Annotated in this window: 11 protein-coding genes; 5 read left to right on the top strand and 6 right to left on the bottom strand. The window is 66.9% G+C overall.

The genetic code is table 11. The annotated features are described in order from the left end of the window. The first annotated feature begins 6 nt into the window (after positions 1-6). Positions 7-1,092 (top strand): 5-(carboxyamino)imidazole ribonucleotide synthase, encoded by a 1,086-nt coding sequence (locus ABS767_RS07390; RefSeq protein ID WP_408077706.1) that lies wholly within the window; start codon positions 7-9, stop codon positions 1,090-1,092. Between the two features lie 4 nt (positions 1,093-1,096). Here ABS767_RS07390 and ABS767_RS07385 read toward each other — a convergent pair whose 3' ends face one another. The 3 genes from ABS767_RS07385 to ABS767_RS07375 form a co-directional block, all read right to left on the bottom strand. Then, the gene (locus ABS767_RS07385) at positions 1,097-1,270 is read right to left on the bottom strand and encodes a DUF1328 family protein (RefSeq protein ID WP_408077705.1); all 174 of its coding nucleotides are present in this window, start codon (positions 1,268-1,270) and stop codon (positions 1,097-1,099) included. A gap of 120 nt (positions 1,271-1,390) precedes the next feature. Continuing rightward, complete coding sequence (locus ABS767_RS07380) at positions 1,391-1,690, bottom strand: hypothetical protein (protein ID WP_408077704.1); 300 nt, start codon at positions 1,688-1,690, stop codon at positions 1,391-1,393. Between the two features lie 29 nt (positions 1,691-1,719). Further along, positions 1,720-4,554, bottom strand: a complete 2,835-nt coding sequence (locus ABS767_RS07375) for a M16 family metallopeptidase (protein WP_408077703.1) — start codon at positions 4,552-4,554, stop codon at positions 1,720-1,722. Positions 4,555-4,755: 201 nt separating this feature from the next. On the opposite strand from ABS767_RS07375, the gene clpB reads away from it, so the two are divergent. After that, a complete protein-coding gene (gene clpB, locus ABS767_RS07370; protein WP_408077702.1) occupies positions 4,756-7,335 on the top strand; it encodes an ATP-dependent chaperone ClpB in 2,580 nt (859 codons plus the stop codon). A gap of 168 nt (positions 7,336-7,503) precedes the next feature. Here the strand turns inward: clpB and ABS767_RS07365 are convergent, their stop codons facing one another. The 3 genes from ABS767_RS07365 to xseA are packed head-to-tail and all read right to left on the bottom strand — an operon-like array spanning position 7,504 to position 9,983. Next, positions 7,504-8,379, bottom strand: a complete 876-nt coding sequence (locus ABS767_RS07365; RefSeq protein WP_408077701.1) for a peptidoglycan DD-metalloendopeptidase family protein — start codon at positions 8,377-8,379, stop codon at positions 7,504-7,506. After that, positions 8,376-8,579, bottom strand: a complete 204-nt coding sequence (locus ABS767_RS07360) for a DUF2093 domain-containing protein (RefSeq protein WP_408078666.1) — start codon at positions 8,577-8,579, stop codon at positions 8,376-8,378. The genes ABS767_RS07365 and ABS767_RS07360 overlap by 4 nt, the downstream gene beginning before the upstream one ends. A gap of 24 nt (positions 8,580-8,603) precedes the next feature. After that, on the bottom strand, positions 8,604-9,983 hold the full coding sequence (gene xseA / locus ABS767_RS07355; protein WP_408077700.1) for an exodeoxyribonuclease VII large subunit: 1,380 nt from the start codon (positions 9,981-9,983) through the stop codon (positions 8,604-8,606). Here xseA and purD point away from each other — a divergent pair. From purD to ABS767_RS07340, 3 genes are all read left to right on the top strand, one after another. Further along, positions 9,982-11,253 (top strand): phosphoribosylamine--glycine ligase, encoded by a 1,272-nt coding sequence (gene purD, locus ABS767_RS07350; RefSeq protein ID WP_408077699.1) that lies wholly within the window; start codon positions 9,982-9,984, stop codon positions 11,251-11,253. The genes xseA and purD overlap by 2 nt on opposite strands. 290 nt (positions 11,254-11,543) lie before the next feature. Next, positions 11,544-11,777, top strand: coding sequence for a hypothetical protein (locus tag ABS767_RS07345; protein WP_408077698.1), 234 nt, complete (start codon positions 11,544-11,546; stop codon positions 11,775-11,777). A gap of 195 nt (positions 11,778-11,972) precedes the next feature. Continuing rightward, entirely contained in the window at positions 11,973-13,742 is a 1,770-nt protein-coding gene (locus tag ABS767_RS07340; protein ID WP_408077697.1) for a vWA domain-containing protein, read from the top strand. Positions 13,743-13,771 lie beyond the last annotated feature (29 nt).

Here is a 13,771-nt window from a genome sequence, read left to right as displayed (position 1 = left end):
AGCCGAATGACCGCGATCCCGCCCGGCAGCACCCTCGGCATTCTCGGCAGCGGCCAGCTCGGCCGGATGCTCGCCATGGCTGCGGCACAGCTCGGCTATCGCGTTCACATCTACGCCCCTGAAAGCGGCCCGGCCTGCGACGTCTCCGCCGCCTTCACTCAAGGTGATTACGACGACCCGGCCGCGCTTTTCGCATTCGCGGATCAAGTCGATGCGATCACGTTCGAGTTCGAAAATGTAGAACCTGTTGCCATCGCGCAGTTGGGAGCGCGCCGCCCTACACGCCCCCACAGCCTGTCGCTCGACATCGCGCGATATCGAGTGAACGAGAAGGAATGGGCCGCCCGGATTGGCGCGCAAACCGCGCCATGGCGGGCTGTGTCAAACTTATCCTCATTGAAAACGGCGTTAGACGAAATCGGAACTCCCGCGATCTTGAAAACTACGCTGTTCGGTTATGACGGGAAGGGGCAAGCCCGCATCTCCGACCCAGCAGACTCCGCCAAGGCTTGGGAGGAAATCGGCAGTCCCACTCTTGAGAGCGGGTTTCCGGCGATTCTCGAAGGGCATGTTCGGTTCTTTGCCGAATTTTCAGTTATCGTTTGTCGTGGCGTCGATGGATCCAGCGTCGCCTGGGATGTGCCCGAGAACCTCCATCGTAATGGCATCCTTGCTACGTCGACAGTGCCTGCCCGAGAGGCAATCCTTGCTCAAGCGGAGAAGGCCACCGCCTATGCCATCGCGATGGCAGACAAGTTGGGCCATGTCGGCGTGCTGACCTGCGAGTTCTTCGCCACAGCCGACGGGCCGGTCTTCAACGAGATGGCGCCGCGCGTCCACAATAGCGGCCATTGGACGATCGAGGGTGCCGAGACCTCGCAGTTCGAAAACCATGTTCGCGCTGTGCTCGGCCTCCCCCTAGGCCCGGTCGAACTGACCGGCGCGTCGGTGGAAATGCAAAATCTGATCGGCGATGAAGTCGACGCTTGGCACGATCTGCTCGCTCAACCCGGCGCGCATCTCCACCTCTACGGCAAGAACGACGCGCGCCCGGGCCGCAAGATGGGGCATGTCACGCGCTTGCGGCGCTGAACGTTCAGGTCACCTTCTTGTAGACGGTGAAGCCCAGCACGAACAGGATCACCGCAATCGCGAGCACGATGAAGAACAGGATCTTGGCGATCCCCCAGGCCGCGCCCGCCGCGCCGCCAAAGCCGAGTACGCCCAGCACCAGGGCCAGGATTGCGAAGAAAAAAGCGGCTTTGAGCATGGGTTCACCTGTTGATTGGATTTCCCCCTCAACGCGCGGAACGGTCTGAGGTCCCGGGCGGACACGAAAAAGCCCGCCTCCCTCGCGGGAAGCGGGCCTTTCAATGCACGATCGCAGCGATCAGGCGCGCGAGCCTTCCATCGGGAAGCTGCCGAATGCGCCCGCGGTCACGGTGCCCTTGATCGCGTCGCCATCGACCGTGGCTTCGCAGGTCAGCGTCATCGGCATCGGCACGGTGATGTCGAGCGACCATTTCAGCGTGTCGCCATCGACCTTGCCGTCCTTGATCTCGGTCGACCCCATCGCGCCGGCATAGGTGCCGGTGAAGCTGTCGCCCGAGCTGGCGACGGTTAGCGTCGCCTTCTGGTCGCCCATCGGCGAGTGGGTGACGGTATCCCAGGTGCCATCGACATTTGCCATGATCGTCTCTCCTGTAAACGGGTGTCGGTTCAGTTGCCGCCGGCGGCGGTGCCGACGGCTTCGGGCTTCACCACCTCGACAGGCAGGCCGAGGCTGTCAAGCTGGCCGCGCACCTTCGCCGCGTCGCCGACGACCACCCAGACCAGCCGCTTGGGGTCGAGAGCCGCGCGTGCCGCAGCGTCAACCTGCGCCTGGGTCAGCGCGCGATATTTTTTCGCCAGCCCGTCCTGATAGTCGTCGGGACGGCGCATGAAGTCGTTCGACTGCATCGCGCCCAGCACCGCGCCCGCCGTCTCATACTGGCCCGCCATCTTGCGAATCGCGCTGATGACCGATCGGTCGAACTCGGCCTTGGTGATGCCCTTGTCGCCCAGATACTCGTTCAGCTCGCGCTGGATCTCGGCGATTGCCGGGCCGGTCTTGTCCGCCTGGACCGGCGCCTGGATCAGGAACGGGACGGCGTGTTCATAGCGGTTGACCCCGCCACGCACGCCATAGGACCAGCTCTTGTCCTCGCGCAGGTTCATGTTGATGCGCGACAGGAAGTCGCCACCCAGCACCTCGGTCGCGGTGCCGAGCGGGACCGGATCGGCGAACGGATCGACCGGCGTCATCTGCGCCGCGTAGATCAGCGACTGCGGCGAATCCGGCCGGTCGATCAGCAGGATCTTCGGCGCGGCCTGTTGCGGCTTGGCGGCGAACACCTTGCTTCCCGGCGTGCCGACGCCCTTCCAGTCGCCGAACTTCGCCTCGAACGCCGCCTTGACCTCGGCCAGCGGTCGGTCGGACACGACGAAGATCTTCGCCTTCTCCGGACGGATCCACGCATTGTAATAGCCGACCAGATCGTCGCGGGTCATCGTCTTGACCGCCTCGGGATCGCCGCCGATCGCGGCAGTCTTCGCGTACGGCGAATCCTTCCCGTACAGCAGCGGCGGCATCGCCATCTGGGCAAGGCCCGCCGGGTTCGACTTCACCTGCGCGATCGTCGCCAGCATCTGCCCGCGCACCCGCTCGAGCTCGGCCGCAGGGAAGCTCGGGTTGCGCGCAATGTCTGCTGCAAGCTCGAGCGATCCGGCCAGATTGGGGCTCGGCGTGTACATCGAGATATAAGCGCGATCCGCGCTGCTCCCGACATTGATCCCCGCGCCCAGCCGCTCCTGCGCCTCGGCGATCTGGATCGAATTGCGGCTCTTCGTGCCCTCTTCGAGCAGCGACAGCGTCATGCCCTCGGTGCCAAGCGCGTCAGGCACATCCGACGCGGTACCCGCATCGAACGTGATCACCGCCTGGGTCACCGGCACGGCGTCGCGCTGCGCATAGACCAGCTCGATCCCGTTCGACAGCTTGGCGCGGTTCACAGTCGGGAAGTCGATATCCTTGACCTCGGCGACGCCCGGCAGCGCACCGCGCGTCCCCTTCACCACCTCGGGCGCTTCCTTGACCTTTTCCTTCGGCGTGGTCGCCGCTTCGGCATAGGCTTCGCGCGCACCCGGCTCGATCGTCAGCGAATAGGCGGGGCGCGACAGCCACTTGGCGGTCACCGCACGCGCCTGTTCCGGCGTCACCGCGGCGAGCGTCGCCAGCTCCTTCTTGTAATAGCCTGGATCATCCATGTAGATCGCGCCGGACGCGAGGGTCACCGCCTTGCCCCCGAACCCGCCGACCGACTCAAGGCCGCGGATGCGCGACGATGCGGTGCGCGTCTTGTAGCGCTCCAGCTCCTCGGCGGTTGGGCCGTTCTTGAGATAATCGGCAATGATCGCGTCGAGCCGCGCGCCCACCTTCGCCGCATCCACGCCGGGACGCACATCGGCGGTGATCAGCACCATGCCCGCCTGCGCCAGGCTCTGGTTGTACGCGCCGACGCTCACCGCCAGCTTCTCGTCCTTGACCAGCATGTTGTCGAGCCGCGAGCTGGCGAGTCCGCCGAGCACGCCGATCGACGCGTCAAGCACGGTCGAGTCCGCATCGCGCATCCCCGGCACCGCCCACATGCGATAGAGCCGCGTGACCGCCACGCGATCTTTCATCACTTCGCTCTTCGCCGCGGCGAGCGTCGGGACGGTCAGCGCCGGGTCGGTGATCGTCGCGCCGCGCTTGATCCCCCCGAAATATTTCTCGACCAGCGGGCGCGCAGTCTTGGCGTCGATATCGCCCGCCAGCACCAGCACCGCATTGTTCGGCCCGTAATATTGACGGAACCAGTCCTTCACGTCGTCCAGGCTGGCGGCGTCGAGATCGGCCATCGATCCGATGGTCGAGTGGCGATACGGGTGACCTTCGGGGAACAGGCCTTCGGTGATCTTGTAACGCAGCAGGCCATAGGGCTGGTTGTCGCCCTGGCGCTTCTCGTTCTGCACAACGCCGCGCTGCTCGTCGAGCTTCGCCTGCGTCACCGCGCCGAGCAGATAGCCCATGCGATCGCTCTCGAGGAACAGCGCGCGGTCAAGCGCAGCGCGCGGCACCGTCTGGAAATAGTTGGTGCGGTCCGAATTGGTCGTGCCGTTATAGTCCGTCGCACCGACTTCCTTGAGCGGCTCGAAGAACTCGCCCGGCGAATTCTCCGATCCGTTGAACATCAGATGCTCGAACAGATGCGCAAAGCCGGTCTTGCCCTTGGGCTCGTGCTTCGATCCGACATTGTACCACACTGCCACACCGACGATCGGCGCCTTGCGGTCGGTATGGACGACGACGCGCAGTCCGTTTTCCAGCCGGAACTCCTCATAGGGAATGTCCACGCGCTTCACGAGATCGGCGACGGGGACCGCCGCGACGTTCGGAGCCTCGGCCTGCTGGGCATAGGCTGGCGCGCTGAGCACGACCGCGAGCGCGGTCAGGCTGGCAAATGCTGCTTTCATGGTACGGAAATTCCCGGAGTGATCTGTATCGATCGCAACAACATACCGGTCCGTCGAGGGGGCGCAACCCCGCGCCGCGCGCATGGCTTGCCCAGCCGTCGCCCAGGGCTCAGCATCGCGCCAGGCGAGTTTTGGAGCGCTCGGCCCTTGTGTTGCAAAACTGCAACACTACTTTGCGGATGAAAGGCAACAGGGACGCTTATGAACCTCGAAAAATTCACCGATCGCGCCAAGGGTTTCCTGCAGTCGGCACAGACCGTCGCGATCCGCATGAACCATCAACGGATCAGCCCCGAACACCTGCTCAAGGCGCTGCTCGAGGATGAGCAAGGCATGGCTGCGGGCCTGATCCAGGCTGCGGGCGGTGACGCGCGCCGCGCGACCGCCGAGATCGATGCCGCGCTGTCGCGCGTCCCGGCGGTGACCGGCAGCGGCGCGCAGCAGGCGCCGGGCCTCGACAACGACTCCGTCCGCGTGCTCGACCAGGCCGAGCAGATCGCCGCCAAGGCGGGCGACAGCTATGTCACCGTCGAACGCCTGTTGCTCGCGCTGACGCTCGCCTCGACGACCCATGCCGGTCGCGCACTCGCCGCCGCCGGGCTCAAGCCCGAAGCGCTCAACGCCGCGATCGATCAGCTGCGCGGCGGCCGCACCGCCGACACGGCGGGCGCCGAGGACCGCTACGACGCGCTCAAGAAATTCGCCCGTGACCTGACCCAGGCGGCCGAGGACGGAAAGCTCGACCCCGTGATCGGCCGCGACGAGGAAATCCGTCGCACCATCCAGATCCTCGCCCGCCGCACCAAGAACAATCCCGTGCTGATCGGCGATCCGGGCGTCGGCAAGACCGCGATCGCCGAGGGCCTCGCGCTGCGCATCGCCAATGGCGACGTCCCCGACACGCTCAAGGACCGCAAGCTGATGGCGCTCGACATGGGCAGCCTGATCGCGGGCGCGAAGTATCGCGGCGAGTTCGAGGAGCGGCTCAAGGGCGTGCTCGACGAGGTGAAGGGCGCCGAGGGCGACATCATCCTGTTCATCGACGAGATGCACACGCTGATCGGCGCGGGCAAATCCGAAGGCGCAATGGACGCCGGCAACCTGCTCAAGCCCGCACTGGCGCGCGGCGAACTGCACTGCATCGGCGCGACCACGCTCGACGAATATCGCAAATATGTCGAGAAGGACCCCGCGCTCCAGCGGCGCTTCCAGCCGGTCTTCATCGGCGAGCCGACGGTCGAGGATACGATCTCGATCCTGCGCGGGCTCAAGGAGAAGTACGAGCTTCACCATGGCGTGCGCATCACCGACGGCGCGATCGTGTCGGCGGCGACGCTCAGCAACCGCTACATCTCCGACCGTTTCCTGCCGGACAAGGCGATCGACCTGATGGACGAGGCTGCCTCCCGCATCCGCATGGAAGTGGAGAGCAAGCCCGAGGAGATCGAAAATCTCGACCGCCGCATCATGCAACTCCAGATCGAGCGTGAGGCGCTGCGCAAGGAAAGCGACCAGGCGTCGAAGGACCGGCTCGCCACGCTCGAGGCCGAGCTCGCCAATCTCGAACAGCAGTCGAGCGAACTGACCGGCCGCTGGCAGGCGGAAAAGGACAAGATCGCGGGCGAAGCCAAGATCAAGGAAGCGCTCGACGCCGCGCGCCTCGAACTCGAACAGGCGCAGCGCGCCGGCGACCTCGCCAAGATGGCCGAGCTCAACTACGGCACGATCCCGTCGCTGACCAAGCAGCTGGAGGAGGCGCAGGCCACCACCGGCAGCGCGATGCTGCGCGAGGAAGTGACCGCCGACGACATTGCCGGCGTCGTCAGCCGCTGGACCGGCATCCCCGTCGATCGCATGCTCGAAGGCGAGCGCGAGAAGCTGCTCGCGATGGAGGAGCAGCTCGGCAAGCGCGTGATCGGTCAGGCCACCGCGGTGAAGGCGGTCTCGACCGCTGTCCGCCGCAGTCGTGCGGGCCTACAGGATCCGAACCGTCCGCTCGGCTCGTTCCTGTTCCTCGGCCCGACCGGCGTCGGCAAGACCGAGTTGACCAAGGCGCTCGCCGAATTCCTGTTCGACGACAGCACGGCGATGGTGCGCATCGACATGAGCGAGTTCATGGAGAAGCACAGCGTCGCCCGCCTGATCGGCGCCCCTCCCGGCTATGTCGGCTATGAGGAAGGCGGCGTGCTCACCGAAGCCGTCCGGCGTCGCCCCTATCAGGTCGTGCTGTTCGACGAGGTCGAGAAGGCGCATGGCGACGTCTTCAACATCCTGCTCCAGGTGCTCGACGACGGGCGCCTGACCGATGGGCAGGGTCGCACCGTCGACTTCACCAACACGATCATCGTGCTGACATCGAACCTCGGCAGCCAATTCCTGACCCAGCTCGACGAGGGCCAGGATGTCGCGAGCGTCGAGCCGCAGGTGATGGAGATCGTGCGCGGTCATTTCCGCCCCGAATTCCTAAACCGGCTCGACGAGATCGTGCTGTTCCACCGCCTCGGCCAGAGCGAGATGGCGCCGATCGTCGACATCCAGGTCGCTCGGCTGGGCAAGCTGCTCAAGGATCGCAAGATCACGCTCGACCTCACGCCCGGGGCGCGCGACTGGCTGGGCCGCGTCGGCTACGACCCGGTCTATGGCGCCCGCCCGCTCAAGCGCGCGGTGCAGCGCTACCTGCAGGACCCGCTCGCCGACGCCATCCTGCGCGGCGACGTCCGTGACGGCGCGACGGTGAAGGTCAGCGAAGGCGATGGCGGGCTGGTGCTGACACCGGCTTGATGGGTGGTGGACGCTAATCCTCCCCCGCCAGGGGGAGGTGGCGCCGAAGGCGACGGAGGGGGCGGACGGCTGTGCCGTCGAGCTTCCCGCCGGCGTGCTTCCGCCCCCTCCGTCAGCTCCGCTGACACCTCCCCCTGGCGGGGGAGGATTGCGTTCAGCGGTACCGCCTCAGTCCGCCGTCACCGGCATCGTCCCGGCGATCAGCAGCGGGTCGATCCGTGCGCTGCCCCATTTCATGCCCCAGTGCAGGTGCGGCCCGGTCGCGCGCCCGGTCGCACCGACCGCGCCGATCGTCTGCCCCCGCCGCACGACGTCACCGACCTGCACATCGATCCGTGACAAATGCAGGAACGCGCTGTTCAGCTGCATCCCGTGATCCAGCATCAACAGCTTGCCCTCCAGCGTGAAGGGCGATTGCGCGGCCAGGATCACCACCCCGTCCGCCGGCGCGATCACCGGCGTTCCCGATGGCCGCGCCACATCGACGCCCGAATGGTACGACCCCGGCTCGCCCTTGTAGATGCGCTGCGATCCGAACAGGCCGGAGATGCGCCCGGTGACTGGCCACATGAACTCCTGCCGCCAGCCATGAATATCGTGCGACTTCGCCCGCGCCGCATTGATCTGCGCGACCTCGCCCGGGCGTCGGCGCTGATACTCCGCGCTCGGCTGCGAGATGCGCGGCAGGCGGTCGAGCCGCTCGATCCGCCACGCACGCGGCTGGATCGACAGCGTCCTGCGCACCGCGCTGCCGTCGACACGCGTCGCGACCAGCTCGGCCTGCGCGCCCGCGTCGCGGTCGAACGCGATCAGGAACCGCCCGTCCGGCGCGACCGGAACCGCGCGTCCGTCGAGCGTCAGTCCGCTGGTCAGTGCGGGGACGGTACCCAGCACCGTTCCGCCTTGGATCATCGGTCCGGAAAAACTGAAATCGTTGCGATTCGACGCCGCCCGCGCCTGGCTCAGCGGTGCGGGCGTTATCGCAAACGCCCCCGTCAGGACCAGCGCAACCCCCGCGGCGATCGCCCCCCCGATCTTCCTCACGTCGTCGCCATCGCCTGTGTCGCGATCTCCGCGGAGGCATAGGCCTCCTGCTTGGCGACGCTCCAGTAGCGCAGCGCATCGAGCGGGATCTGCGCGCCGCTCACCCCGCATACGACGTGATCGCCGGGGGTCAGCACGCGAAAGCCATTGGCCATGAAATGGAGCCGCGCCGGACGGGCGGTGTTGGAGGACATCAGCATGGCAAGGCTCACTCTTCGCTTGGGTCAGAACAGATCGGGCTGTTCGGGCGTGTCGCCAGCATAGGGTTTGGCACCGCCGCGCTCAACCCGTGCGTCGACCGAACCGTCGCGGAAATGGAGCGTCAGCGCGCCCGCCGCGCGCGCATCGGCCGCGCTCGCGATCACCTTGCCGCTTGCCTTGGCACCGACGCGGACATAGCCGCGCTGCAGCAGATTGTCGGGATTGACCGCATCGAGCAGCTTGCCCGCGCCGTCGAGCCGATGGCGCAACGCGTCGAGCTTACGCTCCAGCACCGCCGGGCGCAGCGCCCCGCCCGCGCGGTCGAGCACGCCACGCGCCAGTGTCACCCGCAGCTCCAGCCCGCGATCGAGCCGCGCGCCCAGATCGTCGGCCTTTTGCCGCTGCGGCCCGAGCAGCGCATCGCGCCTTGGCAGCACGCGCACCAGCGCCTGCAACCGCTCGCCCGCACGCTCGTGATAGCGTCGCGCGCACCGCTCGGCGCGCAGCCCCATGCTGGCGATGCCGTTGGCCAGTTCGGCGCGCACCGGCACGGCGATCTCCGCCGCCGCAGTCGGCGTCGGCGCGCGCATGTCCGCGGCGAAATCGCACAGGCTGGTATCGGTCTCGTGCCCCACCGCCGAGATGATCGGGATCGAACAGGCGGCGACCGCGCGCACCGCGACCTCTTCGTTGAACGCCCACAGATCCTCGATCGAGCCGCCGCCGCGCGCGACGATCACCAAGTCGGGGCGTGGCACCGGGCCATGGGCAGGCATTGCGTCGAACCCGCGCACCGCCGCCGCGACCTCCTCGGCCGCGCCCGCGCCCTGCACCTTGACCGGCCACACCACCACATGCGTCGGAAAGCGATCCTCCAGCCGGTGCAGGATGTCGCGGATCACCGCGCCGGTCGGCGAAGTAACGACACCGATTACCTTCGGCGCGAACGGCAGCGGCTTCTTCCGCGCCACGTCGAACAGCCCCTCGCCCGCCAGCTGCGCCTTCAGTTTCTCGAACAGCGCCATCAGCGCGCCTTCGCCGGCCAGCTCCATCCGGTCGATCACGATCTGGTATTTCGACCGGCCGGGATAGGTGGTCAGCTTGCCGGTCGCGACGACCTCGACCCCGTCCTGCGGGCGGAACGGCAACCGGTCGGCCGCGCCGCGCCACATCACCCCATCGATCACCGCATCGGCATCCTTGAGCGCGAGATAGACATGCCCCGACGCCGCGCGCTTGTACCCCGAAATCTCGCCGCGCAGCCGCACATGGCCGAACTCGCCCTCGACCATCCGCTTCAGCTTGAGCGACAATTCGCCGACCGACAGCGGCGCGTCATTGTCCCCTTCCCGCCCCTCGGCTACGAGCCGCGGCGTGTCGATATCGTCGAAGGGATCCGCCATGAATGTCCTGTTGCTTGGGTCGGGGGGCCGCGAACATGCGCTCGCCTGGAAGCTCGCGCAATCGCCCCGGCTGGATAGCCTGCATGCGATCCCCGGCAACCCCGGAATCGCCGATCATGCGCAGTGCCACGACGTACCGCTCACCGATCACGCCGCAGTGATCGACTTCTGCCGCGCCCACGCGATCGGCTTCGTCGTCATCGGTCCCGAAGCGCCGCTGGTCGACGGGCTCAGCGACAGCCTGCGCGCCGCCGGCCTTCCCGTGTTCGGTCCCAGCCGAGCCGCCGCCCAGCTCGAAGGGTCGAAAGGCTTCACCAAGGACCTGTGCGCGCGCGAGAATATCCCCACCGCCGGCTATGTCCGCGTCGCCGACCTCGAAACCGCGCAAGCCGCGCTCGCCCGCGACTTCGGGCGCCCGGTGGTGATCAAGGCCGATGGTCTCGCCGCGGGCAAGGGCGTCACCGTCGCAATGACCGAAGACGAGGCTCAGTCCGCAATCGCCGCGATCTTCGAAAAGCCCGGCGGCGAAGCGGTAATCGAGGAGTTTCTGGAGGGCGAGGAGGCAAGCCTGTTCGTCCTCACCGACGGCACCCACTATCTCCCGATCGGCTCGGCGCAGGATCACAAGCGCGTCGGCGACGGCGATGTCGGCCCCAATACCGGCGGCATGGGCGCCTACAGCCCCGCCCCGGTGCTCACCCCCGCGCTGGAAGCCGAAGCGATCGAGACGATCATCAAGCCGACGATTCTCGGCATGGCCAAAGCCGGAACCCCCTATTCGGGCGTGCTCTACGCAGGGCTGATGCTCACCCGCACCGGCCCCAAGCTGATCGAGTACAACGCCCGCTTCGGCGATCCGGAGTGCCAGGTGCTGATGATGCGGCTCGAGGACGATTTGCTCGACCTGATGCTGGCGACCGAGGCAGGGCAGCTCGCCGACCGACCCGAGCCACGCTTCGCCGACGGCACCGCACTCACCGTGGTGATGGCGGCGGCGGGCTATCCCGGCACCCCCGAAACCGGCGGCGCGATCGCCGGGATCGCTGCCGCTGAGGCAACCGGCGCCAAGATCTTCCAGGCGGGCACGAAGCGCGATGGCGACCGCCTCGTCGCCGCCGGCGGCCGCGTCCTCGCCGTCACCGCCACCGGCGCCAGCGTGACGCAGGCCCAGGCGGCTGCCTATCGCGCGGTCGACGCGATCGACTTTCCCACCGGCTTTTCCCGCCGCGACATCGGCTGGCGCGAAGTGGCACGCGAGCGCGGCGAATGACCGCGGCGCTATGGTGGAGCCTCGCAGCGATCGGCGCGTGCATCTACTGCATCGCCCGAAGCGTGGTCGACTTCCGCCAACGCAACTTTGTCTGGGGAACGCTCGGACTGATGAGCGGCCTGCTGCTGCTCCTCGTCCCGATGCCGACGCACGCAGTGAAAGTAGACCTACCCCGTGCTGGAGGAGAGTAGGCAGCAGACCCATAAAAGCGGTCTGTCGTCTTCCGACCCCATTGCGGACGCGCCGCATGACCGGCATCTTGAAGCCGGGATAGCGCAAGGGTGAACACATTGGCCAAGTTGGACGATTGGGGTCGCGAGGTCGATGACTATGGCCGCATCAAAGACCCAGCCGAACGCTATCAGCAGTTCATGTTGGGACTGCACGATCTGCTCGCAGAGGCAGGGGACGATGGCTATTCGGCAGAAGCTTGCCAGCGATTAGCCGAAGCCCGGTTGATGTTCATGGACGAGTTTGAGCATCGTCATCCCGGATACGGCAAAGGTCGCGCCGTTTGGCGCTGACGTCCGCTTTCCACCCATAATTGGACGTTCCGGTCGGCCGGCGATAGCGGTCGTAGACCATCCGTGACCTCGCACCCGCGCCCGCAATTCTGACAGCTTCAGTCAATCCGATGTAACACCATATCCTGTTCATCCACTGCTCATCCCGCGCGGAGCACCCCCGGTCGCGTCATTCGCGACCAAAGGGGAAGTCCCATGAAGCGCACCGCCGCTCTCGTCTCGCTCTCGCTGCTGCTCGGCGCCGCCGCACCGCCGCCGGTCATCGCGCCGCAAAAGCCGCGCCCCGCGCCGGTAATCGCCGACAATGATTCACCCGTGCGGTGCAAGATCGGCAGCAGCTATCGCCCGCGCGCGTTGACCAGCATCCGCCCGAGCGGCGGGGCGCGCGGCCGCGCCTATGCGCCGCCGCCCCCACCGCCACCGCCCCTCCCGATGGCTCCGCCGCCGCCGGTCATGTCCGCGCCACCCGCACCGGGGTCGCCCGCCGATTTCGCCGCCAAGCGCATGGCGCCCGGCATCGTCGGACAGGCAGCTCCCTATGGCACGCCGGGCAACCGCGAACGCTATGAAGGCAAGGAGGTCGCCGCGATCAAGTCGGTCGCGCAGGCACCCGTCTCGACCTTCTCGGTCGATGTCGACACCGGCGCCTATTCCAACGTCCGCCGTTTCCTCCAGAAGGGCCAGACCCCTCCGGCCGAAGCGGTGCGGACCGAGGAGATGATCAACTATTTCCGTTACGACTACCCCCTGCCCGCCAGCCGCGCGGCCCCGTTCAGCGTCACGACCGACGTCGCGAAGACCCCGTGGAACCCCGACACCCGCCTCGTCCGCATCGGGCTGCGCGGCTATGACGTGACCGCGCAGGGACGCCCGGCCGCCAACCTCGTCTTCCTCGTCGATGTCTCGGGATCGATGAGCAGCGCGGACAAGCTGCCGCTGGTCAAACAGGCGCTGACCCTGCTTGCCGACAAGCTGACGGCGAAGGACCGCGTCTCGATCGTCGCCTATGCGGGCGCTGCGGGCGTCGTCCTCGACCCCACCTCCAGCCCCAACTATATCCGCGCCGCGCTCGACTGTCTCGAAGCTGGCGGCTCGACCGCGGGCGCGCAGGGCATCCAGCTCGCCTATGACATCGCCAGCGCGAACTTCATCAAGGGCGGGATCAACCGCATCTTCGTCGCCACCGACGGCGACTTCAACGTCGGCGTCAGCGACAACAAGGCGCTCGAGGCGATGGTCAAGAAATATCGCGACAGCGGCGTCACCCTCACCACGCTCGGCTTCGGCCAGGGCAATTACAACGAGGCGCTGATGGAGCGCATCGCCGATCTCGGCAACGGCAACTATGCCTATATCGACAGCGCGATGGAGGCGCAGAAGGTGCTCGACGACGAGCTGTCGGCGTCGCTCTTCACCATCGCCAGGGACGTGAAGGTGCAGGTCGAGTTCAACCCGTCTCAGATCAGCCAGTATCGCCTGATCGGCTACGAGAACCGCGCACTGGCAGAGGAGGATTTCGACAACGACGCGGTCGATGCCGGCGATATCGGCGCCGGGCATCAGGTCACCGCGATCTACGAAGTCGTCCCCGCGGGCGGCAAGGGCTGGCTGCCCGACCGCCGCTATGCCGGCAATCAGCCCCCGGCGCATGCGGCAAGGGGCAGCGAGCTCGCCTTCGTCAAGCTGCGCTACAAGCTGCCGGGCGAAACCACCTCACGCCTGATCGAAAAGCCCGTTCCCGCAACGCTGCTGCGCACTGCGCCCGCACCCTCGGGCGACATGGCCTTCGCGGTCGCGGTCGCCGCGTTCGGACAGAAACTGCGCGGCGACAAATATCTCGGCAGCTACGGCTTCGCCGATATCCGCGGCTTGGCTGGCAACCCGCAGGGCTATTGGCGCAACGAATTCCTCAAGCTCGCCCAGCTTGCGGCGGTCCAGCAGGTGCGCGCTGCCGACGGGAATTGAGCTTCGGCGAACCTTTCCCCGCTCCCGCG

Source organism: Sphingomonas plantiphila (assembly GCF_046000505.1).
GTDB classification, from domain to species: domain Bacteria; phylum Pseudomonadota; class Alphaproteobacteria; order Sphingomonadales; family Sphingomonadaceae; genus Sphingomonas; species Sphingomonas plantiphila.
Note: the sequence above shows the minus strand (reverse complement) of the source record. Positions and strands in the feature narration are given on the sequence as shown.

Bases quoted from the DNA above. Each gene is read 5' to 3' on its own strand.
- ABS767_RS07380 (WP_408077704.1), bottom strand. From the start codon at position 1,690: ATGGCAAATGTCGATGGCACCTGGGATACCGTCACCCACTCGCCGATG.
- ABS767_RS07390 (WP_408077706.1), top strand. From the start codon at position 7: ATGACCGCGATCCCGCCCGGCAGCACCCTCGGCATTCTCGGCAGCGGC.
- purD (WP_408077699.1), top strand. From the start codon at position 9,982: ATGAATGTCCTGTTGCTTGGGTCGGGGGGCCGCGAACATGCGCTCGCC.
- ABS767_RS07375 (WP_408077703.1), bottom strand. From the start codon at position 4,554: ATGAAAGCAGCATTTGCCAGCCTGACCGCGCTCGCGGTCGTGCTCAGC.
- ABS767_RS07360 (WP_408078666.1), bottom strand. From the start codon at position 8,579: ATGCTGATGTCCTCCAACACCGCCCGTCCGGCGCGGCTCCATTTCATG.
- ABS767_RS07385 (WP_408077705.1), bottom strand. From the start codon at position 1,270: ATGCTCAAAGCCGCTTTTTTCTTCGCAATCCTGGCCCTGGTGCTGGGC.
- clpB (WP_408077702.1), top strand. From the start codon at position 4,756: ATGAACCTCGAAAAATTCACCGATCGCGCCAAGGGTTTCCTGCAGTCG.
- xseA (WP_408077700.1), bottom strand. From the start codon at position 9,983: ATGGCGGATCCCTTCGACGATATCGACACGCCGCGGCTCGTAGCCGAG.
- ABS767_RS07340 (WP_408077697.1), top strand. From the start codon at position 11,973: ATGAAGCGCACCGCCGCTCTCGTCTCGCTCTCGCTGCTGCTCGGCGCC.